General features: G+C 62.0%; 20 protein-coding genes. 13 read left to right on the top strand and 7 right to left on the bottom strand.

What is annotated here, in order from left to right:
- Nucleotides 1-23 precede the first annotated feature (23 nt).
- From AC1L34_RS03625 to infC, 4 genes are all read right to left on the bottom strand, one after another.
- Entirely contained in the window at nucleotides 24-839 is an 816-nt protein-coding gene (locus AC1L34_RS03625) for a TrmH family RNA methyltransferase (RefSeq protein WP_424321800.1), read from the bottom strand.
- A gap of 17 nt (nucleotides 840-856) precedes the next feature.
- A complete protein-coding gene (gene rplT, locus AC1L34_RS03620) occupies nucleotides 857-1,237 on the bottom strand; it encodes a 50S ribosomal protein L20 (protein ID WP_424295202.1) in 381 nt (126 codons plus the stop codon).
- A gap of 36 nt (nucleotides 1,238-1,273) precedes the next feature.
- A complete protein-coding gene (gene rpmI / locus AC1L34_RS03615; RefSeq protein WP_424295204.1) occupies nucleotides 1,274-1,468 on the bottom strand; it encodes a 50S ribosomal protein L35 in 195 nt (64 codons plus the stop codon).
- A 114-nt stretch (nucleotides 1,469-1,582) separates the two neighbouring features.
- Complete coding sequence (infC, locus tag AC1L34_RS03610) at nucleotides 1,583-2,176, bottom strand: translation initiation factor IF-3 (protein ID WP_424321801.1); 594 nt, start codon at nucleotides 2,174-2,176, stop codon at nucleotides 1,583-1,585.
- A 207-nt stretch (nucleotides 2,177-2,383) separates the two neighbouring features.
- Here infC and AC1L34_RS03605 point away from each other — a divergent pair, with 207 nt between their 5' ends.
- From AC1L34_RS03605 to AC1L34_RS03595, 3 genes are read left to right on the top strand one after another with little or no spacing between them, the layout of a single operon-like run.
- Complete coding sequence (locus AC1L34_RS03605; protein ID WP_424295206.1) at nucleotides 2,384-2,782, top strand: DUF1844 domain-containing protein; 399 nt, start codon at nucleotides 2,384-2,386, stop codon at nucleotides 2,780-2,782.
- A gap of 8 nt (nucleotides 2,783-2,790) precedes the next feature.
- Nucleotides 2,791-4,566, top strand: a complete 1,776-nt coding sequence (locus tag AC1L34_RS03600) for a protein kinase domain-containing protein (RefSeq protein ID WP_424324469.1) — start codon at nucleotides 2,791-2,793, stop codon at nucleotides 4,564-4,566.
- Nucleotides 4,567-4,596: 30 nt separating this feature from the next.
- Nucleotides 4,597-4,908 (top strand): hypothetical protein, encoded by a 312-nt coding sequence (locus AC1L34_RS03595; protein WP_424323959.1) that lies wholly within the window; start codon nucleotides 4,597-4,599, stop codon nucleotides 4,906-4,908.
- On the opposite strand, the gene uvrA is transcribed toward AC1L34_RS03595, so the two are convergent.
- A complete protein-coding gene (gene uvrA / locus AC1L34_RS03590) occupies nucleotides 4,891-7,752 on the bottom strand; it encodes an excinuclease ABC subunit UvrA (protein WP_424323960.1) in 2,862 nt (953 codons plus the stop codon). The two genes, AC1L34_RS03595 and uvrA, sit on opposite strands and share 18 nt — an antisense overlap.
- A gap of 152 nt (nucleotides 7,753-7,904) precedes the next feature.
- On the opposite strand from uvrA, the gene AC1L34_RS03585 reads away from it, so the two are divergent.
- Together AC1L34_RS03585 and AC1L34_RS03580 are read left to right on the top strand one after the other, a co-directional pair.
- Nucleotides 7,905-8,603 (top strand): MBL fold metallo-hydrolase, encoded by a 699-nt coding sequence (locus AC1L34_RS03585; protein ID WP_424295214.1) that lies wholly within the window; start codon nucleotides 7,905-7,907, stop codon nucleotides 8,601-8,603.
- Nucleotides 8,604-8,655: 52 nt separating this feature from the next.
- Nucleotides 8,656-11,052 carry a HelD family protein gene (locus AC1L34_RS03580; RefSeq protein WP_424295216.1) on the top strand — a complete coding sequence of 799 codons (2,397 nt, stop codon included), beginning with the start codon at nucleotides 8,656-8,658 and terminating at the stop codon, nucleotides 11,050-11,052.
- Between the two features lie 11 nt (nucleotides 11,053-11,063).
- Here AC1L34_RS03580 and AC1L34_RS03575 read toward each other — a convergent pair whose 3' ends face one another.
- Together AC1L34_RS03575 and uvrB are read right to left on the bottom strand one after the other, a co-directional pair.
- Complete coding sequence (locus AC1L34_RS03575; RefSeq protein ID WP_424295218.1) at nucleotides 11,064-11,507, bottom strand: universal stress protein; 444 nt, start codon at nucleotides 11,505-11,507, stop codon at nucleotides 11,064-11,066.
- A 128-nt stretch (nucleotides 11,508-11,635) separates the two neighbouring features.
- Entirely contained in the window at nucleotides 11,636-13,789 is a 2,154-nt protein-coding gene (uvrB, locus tag AC1L34_RS03570; RefSeq protein WP_424295220.1) for an excinuclease ABC subunit UvrB, read from the bottom strand.
- Between the two features lie 48 nt (nucleotides 13,790-13,837).
- Between uvrB and AC1L34_RS03565 the strand changes: the two genes are divergently transcribed.
- The 8 genes from AC1L34_RS03565 to AC1L34_RS03530 all read left to right on the top strand — a co-directional run bounded on the left by AC1L34_RS03565 (nucleotide 13,838) and on the right by AC1L34_RS03530 (nucleotide 22,701).
- On the top strand, nucleotides 13,838-14,272 hold the full coding sequence (locus AC1L34_RS03565; RefSeq protein ID WP_424295221.1) for a VOC family protein: 435 nt from the start codon (nucleotides 13,838-13,840) through the stop codon (nucleotides 14,270-14,272).
- 89 nt (nucleotides 14,273-14,361) lie between these two features.
- Complete coding sequence (locus AC1L34_RS03560; protein WP_424295222.1) at nucleotides 14,362-14,823, top strand: QcrA and Rieske domain-containing protein; 462 nt, start codon at nucleotides 14,362-14,364, stop codon at nucleotides 14,821-14,823.
- A 144-nt stretch (nucleotides 14,824-14,967) separates the two neighbouring features.
- Nucleotides 14,968-16,440, top strand: coding sequence for a class I adenylate-forming enzyme family protein (locus AC1L34_RS03555; protein ID WP_424325797.1), 1,473 nt, complete (start codon nucleotides 14,968-14,970; stop codon nucleotides 16,438-16,440).
- Nucleotides 16,441-16,558: 118 nt separating this feature from the next.
- Nucleotides 16,559-18,448 (top strand): DUF3556 domain-containing protein, encoded by a 1,890-nt coding sequence (locus tag AC1L34_RS03550; protein WP_424295225.1) that lies wholly within the window; start codon nucleotides 16,559-16,561, stop codon nucleotides 18,446-18,448.
- Nucleotides 18,445-19,860, top strand: coding sequence for a phytoene desaturase family protein (locus tag AC1L34_RS03545; RefSeq protein WP_424295227.1), 1,416 nt, complete (start codon nucleotides 18,445-18,447; stop codon nucleotides 19,858-19,860). Before AC1L34_RS03550 ends, AC1L34_RS03545 begins: the two co-directional genes overlap by 4 nt.
- Nucleotides 19,857-21,107 carry a PucR family transcriptional regulator gene (locus AC1L34_RS03540; RefSeq protein ID WP_424295229.1) on the top strand — a complete coding sequence of 417 codons (1,251 nt, stop codon included), beginning with the start codon at nucleotides 19,857-19,859 and terminating at the stop codon, nucleotides 21,105-21,107. Before AC1L34_RS03545 ends, AC1L34_RS03540 begins: the two co-directional genes overlap by 4 nt.
- A gap of 123 nt (nucleotides 21,108-21,230) precedes the next feature.
- Nucleotides 21,231-21,755: a ribonuclease FAU-1 family protein gene (locus AC1L34_RS03535; RefSeq protein ID WP_424324473.1), complete on the top strand. Its 525-nt coding sequence runs from the start codon at nucleotides 21,231-21,233 to the stop codon at nucleotides 21,753-21,755.
- A 124-nt stretch (nucleotides 21,756-21,879) separates the two neighbouring features.
- On the top strand, nucleotides 21,880-22,701 hold the full coding sequence (locus tag AC1L34_RS03530) for an LppU/SCO3897 family protein (RefSeq protein WP_424295231.1): 822 nt from the start codon (nucleotides 21,880-21,882) through the stop codon (nucleotides 22,699-22,701).
- The last annotated feature ends 47 nt before the right edge of the window (nucleotides 22,702-22,748 follow it).

Genomic DNA, 22,748 nt, shown 5'->3' with positions numbered 1-22,748 from the left:
CGCTGGGGTTATCAGCGCTGGGGTTATGCGCTCTGGACACGGGCACTGGCATACAGGCAGACGGCGCTAGCTGCGGCGAGGTTCAGACTTTCGGCCCGACCCCGCAAGGGGATACGAATCCGTTCACTGGCATCAGCAATCACCTCGTCCGGTAGGCCATGCGCTTCGTTTCCAAACAGCCACGCATGCGGCGAAGCCAGGACAGCGTCGGCATCGTCGAGGCTGAGGTCACCATTCATCGTGGTAGCAAGCGTGGCGATGCCAGCATTGGCCACCGCGGCAAGTCCCCCGGCGACGTCAACGCTGCGGACCACGGGAACATGGAAGATGCTGCCTGCGCTTGCCCGGACACTCTTTCCGTTGTGCGGGTCCACGGAGTCCCCGAGCAACACCACCGCGTCAGCACCCATCGCGTCGGCACAGCGGACGAGGGTTCCAAGGTTGCCAGGTTCGCGCGGTTCCACCGCGATCACCAGCAGGGTCGGTTTCTTCGCCAACACCGGAGCCAATTCGACGGTTAACAGGTCGCAGACGGCGAAGATGCCGGGCGCAGTCTTGGTCTCCGAGAGCCTGTCGGCTGCGCGATCGGAGAGCCAGTACACCGGAATGTCGGCGTCGATCGCCCGGTCAATCAGATCGGCGTGCCGCTCGGAATCCTTGTCTCGGACCAGCAACTCCGTGGCGCGGCCAGTGTGCAGCGCCGCATCGACAGAATTGGCCCCCTCCGCCAGAAAACGACCTTCACTGCGGCGGACGGGCGCACGATGCAGTTTGGCCAAAGAGACGACCCGCGACGAACGTTCGCTCAGAACATCCGTCGCGGGTCGGGAAAAGCTCACCTGTGATCTCTGGGAGATTAGGCAGCCGGCGCGTTAACGTCGGCGGGCAGCGCCTTGCGCGCGACCTCAACCAGTGCGGTGAACGCAGCCGGGTCGGTGACGGCGATATCGGCGAGCACCTTGCGGTCAACCTCGATCTCCGCGAGCTTAAGGCCCTGGATAAAGCGGTTGTACGTGATGTCGTTCGCACGCGCTGCGGCGTTGATGCGGGTAATCCACAGCTTGCGGAAGTCACCCTTGCGCGCACGACGGTCACGGTACGCGTAGGTCATCGAGTGGAGCTGCTGCTCCTTGGCCTTGCGGTACAGGCGCGAGCGCTGTCCGCGGTAGCCCTTCGAGGCCTCAAGTACGGAGCGGCGCTTCTTCTGGGCGTTTACCGCCCTTTTTACACGTGCCATTAGTCTTTACGTCCTTCTAAAAGTCTTTAAGGGGAATCAGCGGTTCAGCAGGCGCTTGATACGCGGTGCGTCGTTGTCACTGACAACTGCGGTGCCGCTCAGGCGACGGGTGACGCGCGAGGACTTGTGCTCCAGGAGGTGGCGCTTGCCAGCCTTCTCGCGGACGATCTTGCCGCTGCCGGTCACCTTGAATCGCTTCGCGGTGCCCTTGTGCGTCTTGCTCTTCGGCATTGGTTTCCTTAATTCGGGCGAAGCCGTACTCCGCCCGGAAATATCCCGGCGGTGACTTCACGTCTACTTCAGTGTGTCTGGTCCTGCGGTTATTCGCAGACCGTGCGGTCTTAACTAGGAATCTTGCGAATCCTGCTGAGCCTTGGTGCGAGTCTTCGCGCCCTTGTGTGGGGCGAGAACCATCGTCATGTTGCGGCCGTCTTGCTTAGCGGAAGTCTCGACGAAGCCGTACTCGGCGACGTCGTTGCCCAACCGCTGCAACAGGCGGAATCCCAACTCTGGGCGGGACTGCTCGCGACCGCGGAACATAATCGTGACCTTGACCTTGGAGCCCGCTTCGAGGAAGCGAACAACGTGACCCTTTTTGGTCTCGTAGTCGTGGTCGTCGATCTTGGGACGGAGCTTCTGCTCCTTCACGACGGTCATCTGCTGATTACGGCGGGACTCGCGCTGCTTCTGCGCCGCCTCGTACTTGAACTTGCCGTAGTCCATGATCTTGCACACCGGTGGGCGCGCGTCGGGCGCGACCTCTACCAGGTCCAAGTCGGCTTCGTAAGCCAGGCGGAGCGCATCTTCAACACGCACAATGCCCACCTGCTCTCCACCGGGTCCGACAAGACGGACCTCCGGGACGCGGATGCGCTCGTTGATGCGGGTATCAGTGCTGATGTGGCCTCCTCGATCAATGTTTTCCTTGTGGCCGACCATAGGACTGGCAAGCGAGAGGAGGATTCGAGGCCGAAAACACCATTGTGCCCGCCGAGAACCAACTTTCGTTGTTTCATCGACTGGCGATGGTGTGACCGGAACCGTGAAACTACGCGTCTAAGACGGTGTCGCGCGGTGGGACTCGAAAGAATCCTCTTGCTACCCCGGCGTGAGCCAAGGCGGTCATGTTGTGACACTCTATCAGGCGTGAGCCCTAACTCCTATTCCCCAGACCAGTCCGATTCGGATGACAACGTTCACGTTGCCAACCAGCCGGTAGACGATGACAACGTCCGCGACCTCATCGACATTCCCGCGGTCGAGGTCATCACCCGCTCGGCGGTCATGCTGATGAGTTCGGCAGCCGAGAAATTGGCGCTCGCCGAAGGCGCCGATCCCGATTCGGTAGACCTGCCCGAAGCCCGTGCGTTGATCAGCGCCCTCGCCGGCCTGGTTGTCGCTGCACTCGGCGACTTGGGTATGCACCGCAAGCCGCTACAGGACGGTCTCCGCGCCCTGCAACTCGCCTTCCGCGAGGCGTCGGCCTACCCCGATGAGCCCGGCGAAGGGCCAGGCGAGCAGTTCACCGGACCTGTTAAGGGTTAGCTACCGCCGTGACGGAGTCGTACGGGGGTGGCGACAATCGGCTCGGCGACTACCGCCTAGATTCGATCCTTGGCCGCGGCGGGATGGGCGTGGTGTACCGGGCAACCGACACCCGCCGGGGGCGGGTCGTCGCGCTCAAGTTGCTGCCTGCACATCTAGCGAAAGACGCCTCGTATCGGTCCCGGTTCGAGCGCGAGTCACGGATCGCGGCGGCACTCGGCGATCCGCACATTGTTCCAATTCACGATTGGGGCGAGATCGACGGCACATTGTTCCTCGATATGCGACTCGTCGACGGTGAATCGTTGGGTGATCGCTTCCGTGAAGCGCTCAGAATTGGTAGCCCGCCGTCGTTGAACGAGACGGTGGCGGTCATCGAACAAATCGCGAGCGCTCTCGACCACGCGCACGCCGCGGGTCTGGTGCATCGAGATGTAAAGCCCGACAATATTTTGATCGACAGTTCAGGCTTTGCCTACCTGACCGACTTCGGAATCGCTCAGTCCCTGGGTGATCCGCGGCTGACCGCCACTGGCACCACAATTGGTTCTATCGCCTACATGGCACCGGAACGATTCAGCAATGTGCCCATCGACGGTGGCGTCGATGTCTATTCCCTGGCCTGCATCTTGTTCGAGGGAATCACAGGTCGACCACCATTCGGTACTGGCGACTACGCACTGACCATGCGGGGACACTTGTTCGACGCCATCCCAACGACCGCGACATCACTCGACGAAGTGATCTCGCGTGGCCTCGCAAAAGCACCGGGTGACCGCTACTCGACGGCTAGAGCGTTTGCGGCCGCAGCCCGCGCTGCGATTGATGGGCAGGCACCGGAATGGCAACCGACGCAGCAAGCTCCAGCCCACTATCGCGTATCGGAACGACCCCCGAAGTTCCCGCTCGCTCCTCCGCACCAACCGACCATCCCCGCGCCATCGCCGCCACCGCCGCCGATGATGATGAGTTCTGGATCATCTCGATCACGTCGCGGTGGCCGCTTCGGTGCCATCGTGGTCGCGGCGACCATTTTCGTTGTCGCTGCAGTCGCCGGGACGATACTTGCGCTTCGGTCGAGTTACGGCCCAACCGCGGAAGACGCGCCGCTGCCGATCGCGGACGAGTCAACGTCTCCTAATTCGCCAATGGCCTCGTGTAGGTTCACGCCGGCACCGCCGACGGGGAGGTCCGTGCCCGCACCGCAGCCTGATCAGCCGACAACCGATCTCGGATCGTTGACCTTTGTGACCTCTGGCGGCAACTTGCGCGTCCAATTGAACGAGGGCGCCCCGTGCAACGCTGCGGCGCTTACCACCCTCGCAAAATCCGGATTCTTCGATGGTTCAGCTTGCAGTCGCGTCAGTAGCTACATCTTGATGTGCGGGGCTGCCCCAGCAACCCCAGGCAGCACCGACATTCAGTCCAACGTTGGAAGTCCCGGATGGACGTCCCCGGATGAATTCCCAACCGCGTTGTCTCCGGTCCCCGGGAAAGTCGATGGGATCGGTAGGCAACAGGTTGTTTACCCCGTTGGGACGGTCGCCATGGCTAACCCCAACGCTGCCGATTCGTCATCCGGCGACGGCGGTTCGGCGGCGTTCTTTATCACCGTGAAACCAGTGATTAGCGCACCCGTCTACAGCGTCGTCGGCACGATAGACGCGGACGGCCTACGCCTCGCGGAGAGTGTGTCGGACGCAGGCTTCATTCCGACCGCACCGGGTTCGTACTTCGGTCTACCCAAGCGGCTCCTAACGGTTTCACGGGTCAACGTCGGTTAGGGAGCCCAGACCCCCCACTAGGCTGGAGCCATGACCTCCAACAACGTTCCCGATTCGCCCAGCGAAGAGCCGCTCGATGCCGAGATTGTGCCTGCACCGGACTTCACACCGACCGTGCAAGCACCCTCTTTTGAGGACGTCACCGGGTACACCGAGTCGGGCGTCCCGACGTTCGACCACATCCGCGACAAGATCGAAAAGCGTGCCGCCACCGCGATTGGCAGTGAAGAGCTCGCTGCGGCCACGCCAGCGGCTACCCAGATCGATGAAGCGATGGCCAAGCGCGACGAAGCTGCGAAGAAAAAACTCGACGAGATCCGAAAATCAATGCGCGACAAGTAGTTCCGCGAGGAACTTGCCGGTGTGACTACTCGACTCGGACGCCACGTGCTCGGGTGTGCCCTGTGTGACAACGGTGCCGCCGCCGTTGCCACCCTCGGGCCCCATGTCGATAACCCAATCGGCCGTCTTGATGACATCGAGGTTGTGTTCGATAACGATCACGGTGTTGCCCTTGTCGACGAGACCGTTGATGACGAGCAACAGCTTGCGAATGTCCTCGAAATGCAGGCCGGTAGTCGGCTCATCGAGAATATAGACGGTCCGACCAGTCGACCGCTTCTGCAGTTCCGCGGCCAGTTTGACGCGCTGCGCCTCACCACCGGAGAGCGTCGGTGCGGGCTGCCCGAGACGCACGTAACCGAGACCCACGTCAACCAAGGTCTTCAGGTACCGGTGGATTGAAGTAACCGGTTCAAAGAATTCGGCAGCCTCGTCGATCGGCATGTCGAGGACTTCGGAGATCGTCTTGCCCTTGTAGTGCACCTCAAGTGTTTCGCGGTTGTATCGCGCACCGTGGCACACCTCGCAGGGCACGTACACGTCGGGCAAAAAGTTCATCTCGATCTTGATGGTGCCTTCGCCCATGCACGATTCGCAGCGACCACCCTTGACGTTGAACGAGAAACGCCCCGGCTGATAGCCGCGAACCTTGGCTTCGGTAGTCGCGGCAAACAAGGTGCGAATCTTGTCGAACACTCCGGTGTAGGTAGCCGGATTAGAGCGCGGCGTCCGACCGATCGGCGACTGATCGACCTGCACCAATTTGTCGAGATGCTCGAGTCCTTTGACGCGCTTGTGGTGACCCGGAACCTGACGCGCACCGTTGAGTTTGTTCGCCAGGACCGTGGCGAGGATGTCGTTTACGAGCGTCGACTTGCCCGACCCTGACACACCGGTGACAGCAGTCAACACACCTAGCGGGAACGACACGTCGATGTTCTTCAGATTGTTCTCGGTGGCACCGACAACGCTCACCTGTCGCTTCTTGTCAACGGGACGGCGAATCTCCGGGACCGGCAATACCTCGCGACCCGACAGATAAGCGCCGGTAATAGATTCGGAGTTCTCCAGTAGCCCCTCGTAGCTTCCACTGTGCACCACACGACCACCGTGTTCACCGGCTCGAGGGCCAATGTCGACGATCCAGTCGGCCGCCCGAATGGTGTCTTCGTCATGTTCGACGACAATCAGGGTGTTCCCGAGGTCGCGGAGACGGACAAGGGTATCGATCAGGCGGCGATTATCGCGCTGATGCAGGCCGATGGATGGCTCGTCGAGGACGTACAGGACCCCCGCCAGTCCGGCACCGATCTGCGTCGCGAGGCGGATACGTTGAGCCTCACCACCCGACAGCGAACCCGCCGCCCTCGACAGGGACAGGTACTCCAGTCCGACGTCGAGCAGAAACGTGATCCGGGCCTGCACTTCTTTCAACACGCGGCCAGCGATCGCAGCCTCGCGCTCCCCCAGCACCAAGCCGTCGAGATACTCGGCGCATTCGGCAACCGACAGCGACGTGACGTCAGCAATCGACTTGGGTCCGTGGATCGGGTGGTCGAGGGTGACCGACAAAATCTCCGGCCGCAGGCGCGCACCGTTGCACGCCGGGCACGGAACGTCGCGCATGTAGCCCTCGTACCGGTCCTTCATCTGCTCGGATTCGGTCGCATCGGCGCGACGTGACAGGAAGGCCATCACGCCCTCAAACTCGGTGTAGTACGACCGTGTACGGCCGTATCGATTGCGGAACCGGACATGAACTTGGTGTTCGGAACCCGTCAACAATGCCTTGCGGGCTTCGCGGGGGAGGTCTTCCCACGGTGTGTCGACATCGAAGCCCATCTGCTCACCGAGGCCCTCGATCAGCCGCAGGAAGTAGTCGGCGTTGTGGCCGGTCGACCACGGTGCGATGGCACCGTCACGCAGGGTGCGGTCGGGATCCGGAACAACGAGCGTCTCGTCGACTTCCTTTCGTACACCGAGGCCGTCGCACTCCGGGCAAGCACCAAAAGGCGAGTTGAACGAGAACGACCGTGGTTCCAGATCATCGATGGCGATCGGATGATTATTGGGGCAAGACATTTTTTCGGAGAACCGCCGCTGGCGGCCGGGATCGGACTCGTCGACATCAACGAAGTCGAGCACGACGATCCCGTCGGCCAGTCGCAGCGCCGTTTCGATCGAGTCGGTCAGGCGTTGACGCGCCGAAGCCTTCACGACGAGACGGTCGACCACCACGTCGATGTCGTGCTTCTCTTGCTTCTTCAGCTTGGGCGGGTCGGCGAGTTGGTGCACTTCGCCATCGACGCGGGCGCGCGCGAAACCCTGTACTTGCAGGTCGGCGAACAGATCGACGAACTCCCCCTTTCGGCTGCGGACTACGGGTGCCAGCACTTGAAAGCGCACGCCTTCGTCCATCAGGAGGACTTGGTCGACGATCTGTTGCGGGGTCTGTCGTTCGATCTTCTCGCCGCACACCGGGCAGTGAGCGGTACCTGCGCGGGCATAGAGGAGGCGGAGGTAGTCGTAGACCTCGGTGATGGTGCCGACCGTCGACCGCGGGTTCCGATTGGTCGACTTTTGGTCGATCGACACGGCGGGCGACAGTCCCTCAATGAAATCGACGTCGGGCTTGTCCATCTGCCCGAGAAACTGACGCGCGTACGCCGACAGCGACTCCACGTAGCGGCGTTGCCCCTCGGCGAAGATGGTGTCGAACGCCAACGAGGACTTACCCGAACCTGACAGTCCGGTAAAGACAATCAGTGAATCGCGCGGTAGGTCCACATCGACGCCACGCAAATTATGCTCGCGCGCGCCCCGAACGATCAGGCGATCAACCACAGACAATTCCTCACGTTTTCATCACCGAACACATCGCCGAACCATCTCGGCAAACAAATACCCGGCGTATCACAGAAATACCCGGCCATCAGCGTACGCGGACCCTCTGACAAAACCGTCTCGGTGCTGACCCGACAGCTAATCTGGAAGCTATGAGCAACCAGGTAATCCTGACCGACGACTACACCGGTGTCCTCTCGTCCGACCCGGATCATCACGGCGCCAACGCGCAACGCCGCGTGCTCGACAACGCCACCATCATCAAGATGTCCGTCGGCCCGATGGACAACAACGTGTACGTCGTCACTGATTCGGCCACCGGTACGAGCCTACTGATTGACGCGGCCAACGATGCCGAGACAATTCTGGCACTCATCGACCAGCTTCCCGGGACCGTCACCCAGATCCTCACCACCCACGGGCACTTCGACCACTGGCAGGCACTAGAGGAAGTGCACCGCGTGTTGCAGGTACCGACGCTCGTCGGCGCCGCTGACGCCGACGAACTCCCCTTGGACCCCGACCACACCTTGACCGACGGCGACACCGTGGCGGTCGGGGATCTCACGCTCGACGTGATTGGCATCCGCGGACACACCGAAGGTTCGGTGATGCTTGCGCTGACTGAATCGTCCGGACGGGTCCACCTGTTTTCCGGCGACTCCCTCTTTCCCGGCGGAGTTGGCAAAACCTGGCAGCCCGGTGATTTCGAGATCCTTCTCGACGGCGTCACCGCGAAGGTTTTCGACCGCTTCGGCGACGACACCGTGGTCTACCCCGGTCACGGCAAGGACACCGAACTCGGCATCGAGCGACCACATCTGGGCGAATGGCGCGAGCGCGGCTGGTAGCTGGATTCCGCTGGCGGCACAACGTCTCATTCGCCGGTAACATGGAACGACTGTGACCGTGCCAGACCCCGTTTCTTCGTCAGCGACCCCCGATTCCGACGCTCGAATCGTCGAGGAGCAAACCCAACTCGACGCTATCTATGCCCGACTGGATCGCATGCGCGCCAATACCCGGCGCCGTCTCGGCGAGACCTTGCGCGACTACGTCGATACCCCGCAGGCACTATCCGAGCGGGAATCGTACGAGCGGATGTACACCGAGGACCTCGCAAAGTTCGACGCCGCCGAACACAATTTGTACTTCGGCCGACTCGACCTATCCGACGAAGCTTCTAAACAGTTGCCGGATGCCGCCGATGAGGCTCCCCCGACCGACAATGCGATGTGGGACGAAGGTCTGGTTCGTCGAATCGGACGCATTGGAATCTTGAACGACGACGACCGCGACACCACGTTGCTCCTAGACTGGCGTGCACCGCTGGCCCGGCCCTTCTATCTCGCCACGCCCACCGCGCCGGAAGGTGTCGAACGTCGCAGGCATCTCCGCACCCGCTCACGCTCCGTCCGCAGCGTCTCGGACGAATATCTCCAGTCCGGACATGTCGACGGCGGATTTATCGACGGCGATCGCGCCGATATGAACGTGGTTAACGAGTCTGCGCTGGTCGACGCGCTCAACACAGCGCGCACCGGCGAAATGATCGACATCGTCGAAACCATCCAGCGCGAGCAGGACGAGATCATCCGGTCCACCCATCGCGGCGTGCTGGTGGTGCAGGGCGGTCCGGGCACCGGAAAGACGGCGGTGGCTTTGCACCGCGCCGCGTACCTGCTGTACACCCACCGTGAGGTCCTTTCTCGCAGTGGCGTTCTCATCATCGGACCGAACGATGACTTTTTGCGGTACATCGGGCAGGTTCTGCCGTCCCTCGGCGAGACCGGAGTTCTGCTCTCCACCATCGGTGACCTCTTTCCCGACGTCCACGCGGCTGGCACCGATACCCGGGCGGCAGCGGCCATCAAGGGCGATCAGCAGCGGATGCTGAACGTGCTGCGCGCCGCGGTGCGTAACCGACAGTCGCTACCCGGTGCCGAAGTGACCGTGCCGTTCGACGGCTACGAACTGCCCATCACCACCGAAGTGATTAAGGCCGCCCGCGCTGCGGCCCGCTCCACGCGAAAGGCCCACAATCTGGCCCAACGCGCATTTGTGCGGGCCGGGATCGATGAACTGGCCATCGCCCACGCTCGACACATCGGATCCAGCGACCTCGACGGTTCCCAATTGTTGACCCAAGCCGACATGGAAGACATCCGTCACGAGCTCGAAATCGACGACGCCGTAGTCCAGAGCATCAGCGCCTATTGGCCTCAGTTGACGCCGCAGCAGGTACTGCGCGACCTCTACAGCGATGCCACTTACCTGCGGAAGTCGACGCGCGGCTGGACGGATGCCGACCGCGCCGAACTCTATCGGCCAGCCAACCCCCTCCCCGACGATGCCGACTTGTCCCCCGCCGACGTGCCGTTGCTCGACGAACTCGCCGAACTACTTGGCTATCGCACCGACGAAGCAGATCGTGCCGAACGGGCTCGGTGGCGGCAGCAACTTTCGGAAGCGCAGGATGCTCTCGACATTCTGACCGGGTCGGCACCGCAAGATCTAGAAGACGATCTGGACCCGGAAATCTTGATGGCTTACGACCTCATCGACGCCGAGCAATTGGCCCAACGCCAGGAGCACACCCAGTACCGCACCACCGCTGAACGCGCCTACACCGACCGGACATGGACCTTCGGTCATGTGATTGTCGATGAGGCGCAAGAGCTTTCGTCGATGGCGTGGCGAATGGTGATGCGCCGCATCCCGAATCGGTGGATGACGATCATCGGTGACACTGCCCAGACCGGAGATGCGGCAGGCAGCACGTCGTGGGCCGATGTATTTACCCCGTACGTAGCGAATCGTTGGCGCCTAGCCGAACTGACGGTTAACTATCGGACGCCGTCGGAAATTACCGCCTACGCGAACCGACTCTTGGAGCACATTAGTCCCGACCAACAGGCCCCGACCTCGTTGCGCAGCAACGGAATCGAGCCGTATGCGGTTCGAGCAGAGGAGGGTGAGGGAGCGGCAGTGGCGGCCCGCTTAGCGCATGCCGCCGACTGGGCAGGCCTCACTACGATCATCGTTGCGGATGCGAACGCTGCGTCCGCAGCGCAAGCGGCGTCCGACGTCGATCCGCTGCTGTCCGTGCACGCGGTTACCGCGTCGAAAGGCTTAGAGTTCGACAACGTGATCGTCTTGGAACCAGCCGACCTCATCGACGGATCACCGCGGGGACTGTCGGACCTGTACGTGGCGATGACTCGCGCGACTCAGCGTGTGGTGGTCGTGCACGAAAAAGACCTGCCGGCTGATCTCGACGATCTTCCGGCAGGTCCGTGACGCGTAGCTGTCTACGTGGTGTGCACGATCAGGACGTCCGACGCAGCGCGGCGGGCGACATCGGCCGGAACCGAACCGAGAAGTCGACCGGCAATGGAGTTGAGTCCCCGGTTGCCAACGACCAGCAGGTCAGCCTGAACGTCGACGACGAGCTGCAGGAGTGCATCCACGGGAGCCCCCTGCACTGCACGGAGAACGACCTTCGTCGCACCGGCAGCCATCGCACGTTCCTTACCCTGACGCAGAATTTCTTCGGTCGGCGAGGAACCCATCACCTGGTATGCCTCGTCGCGGAGGGCATCCGATGCTGCGCTGGCCGACTTGCCGTCGTTCGGGAAGTAGGCGCAAGCGATCACGACCGTGCCGTCATTGGCGATTGCCCCGGCACGCTCGACTGCCTTCATCGACGACTCCGAGCCGTCCGTACCGACCACAACTGTGGTGTAAGCGCTCATGCCTGTGTTTCCTCCAGAGGTCAAATTGGTCTTTCTCGGGAATTACTTCCGTCTGATCATGTCCTAATCGAGCCCGAAAGTAAGCCCCCGTCCGAAAAGAACATACCTTGACACCGCGCGGGGCGACGCTACTTGATACCTGCGGCGTCCATCCCTCGCAATTCCTTCTTCAGATCGGCGATCTCGTCGCGTAGTCGACCGGCGAGTTCAAACTGCAGATCACGGGCCGCATTCATCATCTGGTCGGTCAACCGTTGAACGAGGTCAGCCAATTCGGCACGGGGCATGCCCGATGTGTCGCGGTTCTCGATAACCCCCGATGATGCGACCTTTGACACTTCGCCCTGCGCACGACGTCCGCGACTGGCATTGCGGCCCGACCCGCCAATCTCGACAGTGTCATCGGCTTCGGCATAGACCTGGTCGAGAATGTCGGCGATCTTTTTCCGCAGCGGCTGTGGATCGACGCCCATCTTCTCGTTGTAGGCGATCTGTTTGGCGCGTCGTCGATCGGTTTCCTCAATTGCATTGGCCATCGAGTCAGTGATCTTGTCGGCATACATGTGCACTTCACCGGAAACGTTTCGGGCGGCGCGCCCAATTGTCTGGATCAACGAGGTGGTGCTTCGGAGGAAGCCTTCCTTGTCGGCGTCAAGAATGGCGACCAACGAAACTTCCGGCAGGTCGAGTCCTTCGCGCAGCAGGTTGATGCCCACGAGGACGTCGTATTCGCCCGACCGCAATTGCCGCAGCAGTTCTACGCGGCGGAGGGTGTCGACTTCCGAATGCAGGTACCGCACCCGGATCCCCAATTCGAGCAGATAGTCGGTGAGATCTTCGGACATCTTCTTCGTCAACGTCGTCACGAGGACGCGCTCGTCTCGTTCGGTGCGTTCCCGGATTTCGTGAATGAGATCGTCAATCTGCCCTTTGGTAGGTTTGACGACAATCTTCGGGTCCAGGAGACCTGTCGGTCGGATGACCTGCTCGACAAATTCGCCGCCGGATTGACCGAGCTCGTACTTACCCGGCGTCGCCGATAGGTAGATGGTCTGGCCGACGCGGTCGACGAACTCGTCCCAGGTCAGGGGGCGGTTATCGACGGCGGACGGTAGTCGGAACCCGAACTCGACGAGGTTACGCTTGCGCGACATGTCGCCTTCGTACATGGCACCAATTTGCGGGACAGTGACATGCGATTCGTCGATGACGAGGAGGAAGTCGTCCGGGAAATAGTCGAGCAGGGTGGCCGGCGCGGTACCGGGGCCACGACCGTCGATGTGTCGCGAGTAGTTCTCGATGCCGGAACAGAAGCCAACCTGCCGCATCATTTCAAGGTCGTACGAGGTGCGCATCCGCAGGCGCTGCGCTTCGAGGAGCTTTCCTTTGGCTTCCAGATCGGCGAGGCGTTCTTCGAGTTCTTTCTCGATCCCTTCCATCGCTTTGGCCATGCGTTCGGGCCCTGCCACGTAGTGGGTGGCCGGGAAGATACGCAGGGTGTCGACCTTGCGGACCACGTCGCCGGTCAATGGATGCAGGTAATAGAGTGCGTCAACTTCGTCGCCGAAGAACTCGATGCGGACGGCGAGTTCTTCGTACGACGGGATGATCTCGACGGTGTCCCCTCGGACGCGGAAGCTCCCGCGGGTGAAGGCCATGTCGTTGCGGGTGTATTGCACGTCGACAAGCAGTCGCAGCAGCGCGTCACGGTCGATGGTTTCCCCGACGGACAGTTCAACGGACCGGTCCATGTACGACTGCGGCGTACCCAGACCGTAGATGCACGAAACCGAAGCCACCACCACGACGTCGCGGCGCGAGAGGAGGCTTGAGGTCGCCGAGTGCCGCAGTCGTTCAACGTCGTCGTTGACGGAGCTGTCTTTCTCGATGTAGGTATCGGTCTGCGCGATGTACGCCTCGGGTTGGTAGTAGTCGTAGTACGACACGAAGTATTCGACGGCGTTGTGCGGCAGCATTTCCCGAAGTTCGTTGGCGAGCTGCGCCGCGAGAGTTTTGTTGGGTGCCATCACGAGGGTGGGGCGCTGGACCTTTTCGATCAGCCACGCGGTCGTTGCCGACTTGCCGGTACCCGTGGCACCGAGGAGCACGATGTCGCGTTCGCCGCGGCCGAGTCGCTTCTCAAGATCGGCGATCGCTGTCGGTTGGTCGCCGGCAGGGGTGTATTCGCTGACGACCTCGAACTTGGCCTCGGTGCGTTCGATCTCTCCGATCGGCCGGAACTCCGAGTGCGCGATCACCGGTTTCTCCGCTGGAAATGCCATGCCCCCAGGGTAGCTGCGGGGTACGACAGTCGCGGTTAGCCTTTATCCATGACCGACCATCTTCCCATCACCGCGATCACTCTCGGGGTCCGCGACGTCGCCGCTTCTACTGATTTCTATGCCAATGGCCTGGGTTTTCGTGTGATCAGTTCGGTGGCAGACGAGATCACCTTCGTTCAGGCTGGGCACGGACTCATGCTGGCACTGTGGAATGTCGTTTCCATGCCTAGCGAGTACGGGGCCGTCGGCCACGGCGAGCTGGCACCACCGATGTCGCTGGGCCACAACGTTGCCGACCCTGAAACGGTGTCGCGCATGTTCGAGGAAGCACTTGCCGCCGGTGCGACCGCAGTTAATCCGCCAACCAAACAGGTCTGGGGTGGCACCAGTGCCTGTATTGCCGACCCCGACGGGTTCCGGTGGGATTTCGTGTTCAATCCGGCATTTCAGGTCGACGCCGCCGGAACCATCTTAGGGGTCTGACGCACAAGGCGTTCTACGGTCATGATGGAGATTCAACCCCGACCCAAGCGGCACCACCGCTTGCCTGACTCCCCCGAAGGGCTACGCGCATGACTTCCCACTCTGAAATTGCTGCATCGTCGGCATCGAAATCGGCCAAGCCGGTCTCCCGCCGCACATTTGTCGCTGGCGCGGGCGTCGTCGTCGGCGCGGCGGTCGTGGGTGCCACCGCGACCGCGTGTGGCACCACCGCACCGCCCGCACCTGCGCTTTCGCCACCGTCGAATGCACCGAAGGGAGCGCTCGCAGCGACCGCCGATATTCCTGTCGGCGGCGGCGGGATTGCCGACGGTGTGGTCATCACGCAGCCGGTCGCGGGCACATTCGAGGGCTTTACCGCAACGTGCACACATGCCGGGTGTGCCCTGTCGGGCGTTCGCAACGGGCTCATCGAATGCCCATGCCACGGAAGCAAGTTCCGTCTCAACGGAACGGTCGAGGCCGGGCCCGCCGAAAAGCCTCTGAAAAAAGTGCCCGTTCGGGTCGACGGCGACTCGATCGTGCGCGGCTAGCCCGGCGTTGCCGCGCTCGGTTACGGACCCACACATTGTGCTCGGAGCACAGCGGCGGTCGGGAAGTCTGGTTCCGCGGGCCGTAGCCGCCCGCTGAAGCCCCTCCTAGTGTTGTAACTCACAGCCACTAGGAAAGGTGATTCAGTGCCCACTAACCCGTCGTACTTCCCATGGGATAACGCCGACCGAGGGAATGCGCCCTGTATCCGCGACGACGCGAGTTCTTACTCGTATGCCGAGTTCGCGGTCCGGGTAGAGGCTTGCGCTGAGCAATTGGCTGCGGCGGGGATTGCACCGGGCAATGTCGTCGCAACATTCTTGCCCAACCGCGCGGAACTCATTCTGGTGATGGCAGCGGCTTGGCGACTCGGCGCCATCGCGACACCGGTGAACCCCGCATTCACCGACGACGAGGCTGGCTACCAGTTCGCCGATGCAGAAGCACGGGTCATTGTGGCCGACCGCCAACTCGGCACCGATCACCTACCATCCGGTCACACCGTGATCGATGTATCTGAACTTGCTGCTGAACCTTCTGAAACGTGGGCCGGGGCAACCGGTCCCGCAGGCGCCGACGTCGCATTGTTGGTCTATACGTCCGGATCCACCGGTCGCCCCAAAGGCGTCCAACTGACCCACGACGACCTGCGGTTCATGGCCTCGTCGATGGTCGAGGCGTTGGAACTCACACCGGACGATCATGCCCTTCTCATCCTGCCGCTATTCCACGTCAATGCGATCTGCATCAGTGTGCTGGCACCGTTCATCGCGGGCGGTCAGGTCAGCGTCACCGGCAAGTTCTCGGTGAGTCGCTTCTTCGACGACGTCGCAAACCTCCATCCGACCTATTTCTCGGGCGTCCCCACGATCTACGCCCTCTTGGTCTCCTCGCCCCTCGCCGAAGGCGCCGACCTCTCGTCGCTACGAGCGGCCATTTGCGGTGCCGCACCCATCTCGCGCGAGCTGCTGACGCTCGCCCAGCAGCGCTTCCCGTTTCCTATTCTCGAGGGCTACGGCCTCACCGAGGGCACCTGCGCCTCGGCGTGCAATCCCCTGCGTGGCGAACGAAAGATCGGGACGGTCGGACCAGCCCTCCCCGGCCAAACCATCACCATCGTCGGCGCTGACGGTCGAGAACTTCCACCCGGCGAACCCGGCGAAGTCGTTATCGGTGGCCCCACCGTAATGCTCGGTTACCTGGGGCGGGACGACGAAACCACGAAAACCATCGTCGACGGTCAACTCCACACCGGCGACGTGGGACAACTCGACGCTGACGGTTACCTCACGCTCGTCGACCGCATCAAGGACATGATCATCCGCGGTGGCGAGAATATTTACCCCAAGGAAATCGAGAGCGCACTCGCCAGCCATCCCGCCGTCCTCGAGTGTGCAGTCGTCGGAGCCCCCGACGAACTCTACGGTGAGGTGCCCGTCGCCTATGTGGTCCGGCACCCCGGTGCCACTGCCGACGAAACCGAACTCACCGAACACCTCCGGACTCGACTCGCCAAAGTGAAACTGCCGCAGGCCGTCCACATCCTTGACGGTCTCCCCCGCAACCCCGTCGGAAAAATTGACAAACCCGCCCTCCGTCGCGGTCGTGTAACCGGCTAACCGGCCGATTCGTCAACGCTGAAACCCACCGCACAACGCGACCTATCTGTGTGGGTACCCCCATCCCAAAAACAGGCACGGCCTCCAGGCACTGCCACCCAAAGATCGGACTCTCATCATGGGACTGACACAACCGGACTTTCCGCCGGTCGACCCAGCAACCTTCACTCAACAACCCTTCTTGGACCGCATGCGCGTCCTCGGCGCGCACTGGGCCGAGTACGGCTTTGGCACGCAGAAGATGGTGCACATCATCTACCTGCTCAAAGTGCTGGTCTTGTACATCGGTGTGGGGGTCACCATCGCCACCCTGACCACCGGTTACGGCGTCTTCGACGTCTCCGCGTGGTGGAACCAGCCGGTGATCTATCAAAAGCTGGTCCTCTGGACCCTCCTCATTGAGATCGTCGGCGTCGGCGGTTCGTGGGGCCCACTCGCCGGCCACTTCAAGCCGATGACCGGCGGTGCCCTCTTCTGGCTCCGACCGAAGACCATTCGCCTGCCACCGTGGCCCGATCAAGTGCCGTTCACCAGGGGCGATTCCCGCACCCTGTTCGACGTCGGCCTGTACGCCGCGGTGCTCATCAACCTCGTCGTCGCACTGTTTGCGCCGACGGTTCACACCGCGTCCCTGGACGCCTTGGTCCCCAACAACCACGGCCTGGTAAACCCCGCGGTGCTGTACTCATTCCTGGCGCTGATGCTGGTCCTAGGCTTACGCGACAAAGTCCCGTTCCTAGCAGCCCGCTCGGAACAGTATCTCCCAGCCATCGTCTTCTTCACGTTCCTGCCGTTCCTCGACATGATCCTGGCATTGAAGCTCATGATCGTCATCGTGTGGGTTGGTGCTGGTATCTCCAAGCTCGGCAGGCACTTCACAATGGTGATCGCGCCAATGATCTCGAATACTCCGTGGCTGGCATCCAAATGGGCCAAACGACTCAACTACCGGTCGTTCCCGAACGACATGCGCCCATCAAAGACCGCTAGCTTCCTCGGCCATGCACTCGGCACCCTCGTTGAGGTCGTGACACCGCTAATCCTGTTGTTCTCGACCAACAAAACGCTGACGGTACTGGCCGTGATCTTGATGGTGTGCTTCCACCTGTTCATCTTCTCGACCTTCCCCCTCGCCGTGCCGTTGGAGTGGAATATCCTGTTCGCCTACGCCGCAGTGTTCCTATTCCTCGGTTTCCCCGCCTGGGACGGATATGCCGTCACCGACACGACTCATCCGTGGTTGATGGTGCTGATCGTCGCCGCATTGCTGTTCTTTCCAGTTCTCGGCAATCTGCGACCCGATCTGGTCTCATTCCTGCCGTCGATGCGTCAGTATGCGGGCAACTGGGCGTCTGCCACTTGGGCCTTTGCTCCCGGTGCCGAGGAGAAGCTCAACCAGCATGTGGTTCGCGCTTCGCTGAACACGAAGACTCAGCTGATGGCGAACTTCCCCGAAGAGGTCGCGAACGTCGTCATGCATCAGATGCTGGCATGGCGGTCCATGCACAGTCAGGGACGCGGCTTGTTCTCGGTGATGCAGCGTCACCTTGGTGACGACCGGTTGAACTCCTACACGCTGCGCGAGGCCGAGTTCTCCTGTAACTCACTCATCGCGTTTAACTTCGGTGATGGCCACCTCCACAACCCGAAGATGATCGCTGCACTGCAGCGTCGCTGCAATTTTGCGCCGGGCGAGTTCACCGTCGTATGGGTCGAGTCGCAGCCCATCCACAAGGCCACACAAGAGTATCTGGTTCTCGATGCCGCACTCGGCGTGGTGGAACGCGGCACGTGGCGGGTGTTCGACGCGGTGGAAGAGCAGCCGTGGCTACCGAACGGACCGATTCCAGTCCATGTGACGTGGCGTCGCGAATTCGGTGGCTCCGAGACGGGCATTGACGCCTACACCTCGGTGGACCAGGCTGGCCCTGTGAGCAATTCCCGTGCAGCCCAGCCGAAGAAGCGTATCTCCACCGATCCCCAGGAGTCAGTCGGGAGCGCCGGATGACGACGGCCGTCATCGTCGGTGGCGGGCCCAACGGGCTCGCCGCTGGCCTCCATCTCGCCCGCAACGGTGTTGATGTTCAGGTTCTGGAAGCCGCCGACGTCGTCGGTGGCGGGGCCCGTTCCGCCGAACTGTTAGTTCCGGGTGTGGTGCACGACTTGTGCTCGGCATTCCATCCGATGGGCGTCGGTTCACCGTTCTGGAGCGACGTCGACCTAGCACAGTACGGGTTGACCTGGCGCTGGCCGGAGATCGACTGCGCTCATCCGCTCGACTCCGGTGAAACCGCACTGTTGTACCAGTCGATTGATGAGACGGTCGCCGGTTTGGGAGTCGACGGTCGTCGCTGGCGCGCGGCATTCGGCGACATTGCCCGCAACTTCGACGACTTGGGCCACGACCTTTTGCGCCCCATCGTCAATTTGCCGGCGCACCCGATAAAGCTCGCAGCCTTCGGACCCCGCGCATTGCTGCCGGTCAGCTTGATGGCCAAGGCTTTTCGCACTGACGCTGGCCGCGCCCTATACGGCGGAATCGCGGCGCACGTGTACACATCATTCGATAAGCCGCTCACCGCGTCGCTCGGACTAATGATCGCCGCAAGCGGTCACCGATACGGGTGGCCGGTTGCCGAAGGCGGTTCCGGAGCCATCACCGGCGCTGTTGCCACCGCACTGATTGCCCACGGCGGGCGCATCGAGACGGGCGTCCCGATCACCTCACGCAGTCAGATCCCCGATGCCGACATCGTCATGCTCGATCTGTCTCCCGCTCAAGCCGAGCACCTCTACGGCGACCTCATGCCGTCACGCATCCGTCGCGCATACCAGAAGTACCGAGTGGGATCGGCGGCATTTAAGGTCGACTTCGCCATTCGCGGCGATATCCCGTGGCGTGATCCGGACTGCGCGAAGGCTGGCACCGTACATTTGGGCGGCACCTTCGACGAGATCCGGCATACCGAGAATCTCCGCGCTCGCGGGGTAATGGCGGACAAACCGTTCGTCCTGGTCGGCCAGCAGTACGTCGCTGACCCGTCACGCAGTTCCGGTGGAATCAATCCGATCTGGTCGTATGCCCATGTCCCGGCCGGGTATACAGGAGACGCGACCGAAGCGGTGATCGCGCAGATTGAACGGTTTGCACCAGGCTTCCGCGACACCATCGTCGAAATGAAGACGACCACGGTGCCGCAGATGGCCGAGTACAACCTGAACTATGCTGCGGGCGACATCATGGGCGGCGCCAACGACGGCCTGCAGTTGCTCTTTCGCCCTCGTACCGCAATCGATCCGTATGCCACCGGGGTCAACGGCGTGTACCTTTGCTCGCAGTCCGCACCGCCGGGGCCCGGCATCCACGGACTGTGCGGATTCAATGCGGCGCAGTCGGCGTTGAGGCGGGACCGCCGATGACCGATGCCCTGTCGGAGCGGGTGGCAACGGTCGGACGCCAGTTGCGAACCACGCAACAGCAGTTGTCCGACGATGTCACCGCGGCACTAATGCGCGGTATTGAGCCGCTCGACAGCGACCCTGTGCTGGTCGCGATGTTGGAGGCGAGCGTGAACGCCAATGTGACGAATATCGTCGACGTGCTCGCCAACGACATCCCGCTCGCACATCTGCAGCCGCCGACTGCGGCGGTCGAATATGCACTGCGCCTGGCGCAGCGCGGAATCCCATCGAATGCGCTTGTCAGGGCCTATCACATGGGTCAGAACGTGGCACTTCGACGCTGCTACGAGATCATCGGCGAGCAGGGTCTCGCGACACCCGAGACCGTCGCACTCACCGCCGAGGTTTCGGCGGTCCTCTACCGGTATATCGATTCGGTGACCGCAGAAGTGTTTGCCGCATACGAGGAGGAACGCGCTCGATGGATCGGCGCGCAGGGGTCAGCACTGTCGTCGACGGTCCACAATTTGCTGGCGGCACCCTCTTCCAGTGCACACCGATTTGAGCGGGAGACCGGCTACCAACTCGATCGCGATCACCGGGCGATGATCTTGTGGCTCACTGATGACACTCGGGCGAGCCTGGCCGATCTTGATCGGATTGCCCGGGATGCGGTGAACCGTACCGGTGCTGCCGGTCCGCCGCTGATCGCGCCCATGGACGGTTCTTCACTGTGGGTGTGGATTCCGTCGGCCCGTCATCCGCGCGGTTCCACACCGGCCGACGTCATGCGTGAGGTATCGCTACCCGGAGGCGTACGGGTGGCCTTTGGTCTCGTGGGTTCCGGGGTTGAGGGCTTCTGCCGCAGCCACGAGCAGGCCCGGGCAGCATTCGCTGTCGCAAGCATCCCCGCTAGCCCAACCGCGTCGGTGGTCAGCTACGACGACCGCGGGATCGCCGTGGCGTCGATGCTGGCGAAAGATGTTGACGTCACCCGAGTTTGGGTTCACGAGGTGCTCCGGGAACTCGCCGTCGACACACCCGGCGCCAGCCCGCTCCGCGAAACCCTGAACCGGTACTTCGCCACGGGCGAAAGTCATTTGCGGACCGCGGAACAGCTCCAACTGCATCGAAACACGGTCAAGTATCGGATCGACAAAGCCCTGGCAGCGGTCCGCCCCGACACTGACCGACTAGATCTGGCTCTGGCACTGACCGCCTGCGAGTTTCTCGGACCACTGGTTTTGAGTACCCAGCGAACGTAGGGAGTGCGCCTGCGCTGTGGCATAGTGCCTTCGGTGGTGGGCCCTATGCCGTCAAGGGTCCAGGTATATGACTTCTTTCTCGACCCGCCAAGCGACGCCCAATCCGTGTGACAAGCTTGCGGTATGGCCGCCGATCTTCACCCGCCCAAGCGGGAAATCTTTGACGTCCCCGCGATGACGAACACCGACAACAAGGGCTTTGTGCGGCCTGTTCTTGAGTATCGCGTCACCGAATACGGGTTGTACATGTCGCGGACCGCCGATCATCCCCGCTTCAATCATTTGGAGACGTGGTTGTTGCCTGCACTCGGGTTGCGCGCCAACATCTTCCATTTCGTCGATGGCTATCGCGATGGCCAACGGCTGTACGTCGATGTCGGCGAGTTCTCCGGCCCCGACGCCGACGGCCGGTGGCATGCCGTCGATTGGTACCTGGATCTCGTCGACCGTCCGGGTGAAGCGTTGGAACTCATCGACATTGATGAACTGTTCCTCGCGCACGCTGCCGGTTTCCTCAGCCTCGCCGATGCCGAAGATGCGGTCCGGATCGCTACGACCACCATGATTTGTGCCGCAAGCAGTGGAAACATCCAACGCTGGCTCAACGGACAGGTCGGTGAACCACTCACCTGGTTAGACGACAGCTAGCCGAAGCACCTGACACTCAACGAAGCAGAAACATACTGTCGGACCCGCTGGTCAATTGGCCGCGACGCGTGTGTCAGGATTCCTGAGAGTTTTCCTTACTGCGACCTCAGGAAGGTCCCCCCCTGTGACCACGCCCCCGCCGAATCATTCCGGCAATGTTCCACCGAACCCACCGTTCCAGCCCGATCCGTTCCAGCCCGGTGCGGGTCAGCCGAACCCCGCCGCGGGGCCTTACCCAAACTACGGTCAGCAGCCGCCCGCTGGCCCGTTTGGGCAGATCCCGAGTGGCTACCCGGCACCGGGCGGCCCGCTCCCCGGCAGCCCGATGGCCAGCCAACTCCCTCCTGGACCGCCGCCGAAGTCCGGGATGGGCAAGGGCGCTCGCATTGCCATCATCATCGGGGTAGTCCTGGCTATCCTCGTCGCTGCCACGCTTTTCACGATGGTGACTCGCAACAAGAACAGCGGTACGTCGGTCGAAACGAGCCCCGTCGGCTCGTGCATCACGATCTCGGAATCGGAGAAGTCGGTGCTCAACGTCGAGACCGCGGCCATCGATTGTTCGGACACCACCAAACTTTCGTTCATTGTCGGAGCCAAACTGTCGAGCGAAGACGCATGCAAGGGCGCCGATTACGAGTACTGGTACACCGAGACTGGAACGGGCGCGAGCGATCGGGCCCTCTGTCTGATTCCGAACCTGCAGGTTGGCGAGTGCTACTCCGAGTCGAGTCTTGCGCTGAGTGTGAACTTGAAGACCGTCGCCTGCACTGAAACCTCCGGCTTTTCGACGATCGCCTTTAAGGTCACCGAGCGCGTCGATTCCAAGGACGTCCCGAACTGCACCGACCCCGACAAGCAGAAGGTCCTCGCTTACGACATCGAAAAGGGGAACGCCGAGATCGGCTTCTGCGCCGAAATCCTCGGCAACTACACCTGGAAGTAGCTCCTCCCTGCAACAACTGCAACGCTGGCCGCGTTCTCGCATGATGC

This window comes from Gordonia sp. 34D, assembly GCF_056682775.1.
This window is presented reverse-complemented; position numbering and strand designations above follow the sequence as displayed.

Bases quoted from the DNA above. Each gene is read 5' to 3' on its own strand.
- rpmI (WP_424295204.1), bottom strand. From the start codon at position 1,468: ATGCCGAAGAGCAAGACGCACAAGGGCACCGCGAAGCGATTCAAGGTG.
- uvrB (WP_424295220.1), bottom strand. From the start codon at position 13,789: ATGGCATTTCCAGCGGAGAAACCGGTGATCGCGCACTCGGAGTTCCGG.
- AC1L34_RS03595 (WP_424323959.1), top strand. From the start codon at position 4,597: ATGACCTCCAACAACGTTCCCGATTCGCCCAGCGAAGAGCCGCTCGAT.
- AC1L34_RS03535 (WP_424324473.1), top strand. From the start codon at position 21,231: ATGGCCGCCGATCTTCACCCGCCCAAGCGGGAAATCTTTGACGTCCCC.
- AC1L34_RS03560 (WP_424295222.1), top strand. From the start codon at position 14,362: ATGACTTCCCACTCTGAAATTGCTGCATCGTCGGCATCGAAATCGGCC.
- AC1L34_RS03545 (WP_424295227.1), top strand. From the start codon at position 18,445: ATGACGACGGCCGTCATCGTCGGTGGCGGGCCCAACGGGCTCGCCGCT.
- AC1L34_RS03575 (WP_424295218.1), bottom strand. From the start codon at position 11,507: ATGAGCGCTTACACCACAGTTGTGGTCGGTACGGACGGCTCGGAGTCG.
- rplT (WP_424295202.1), bottom strand. From the start codon at position 1,237: ATGGCACGTGTAAAAAGGGCGGTAAACGCCCAGAAGAAGCGCCGCTCC.
- AC1L34_RS03540 (WP_424295229.1), top strand. From the start codon at position 19,857: ATGACCGATGCCCTGTCGGAGCGGGTGGCAACGGTCGGACGCCAGTTG.
- AC1L34_RS03585 (WP_424295214.1), top strand. From the start codon at position 7,905: ATGAGCAACCAGGTAATCCTGACCGACGACTACACCGGTGTCCTCTCG.
- AC1L34_RS03565 (WP_424295221.1), top strand. From the start codon at position 13,838: ATGACCGACCATCTTCCCATCACCGCGATCACTCTCGGGGTCCGCGAC.
- infC (WP_424321801.1), bottom strand. From the start codon at position 2,176: ATGGTCGGCCACAAGGAAAACATTGATCGAGGAGGCCACATCAGCACT.
- AC1L34_RS03550 (WP_424295225.1), top strand. From the start codon at position 16,559: ATGGGACTGACACAACCGGACTTTCCGCCGGTCGACCCAGCAACCTTC.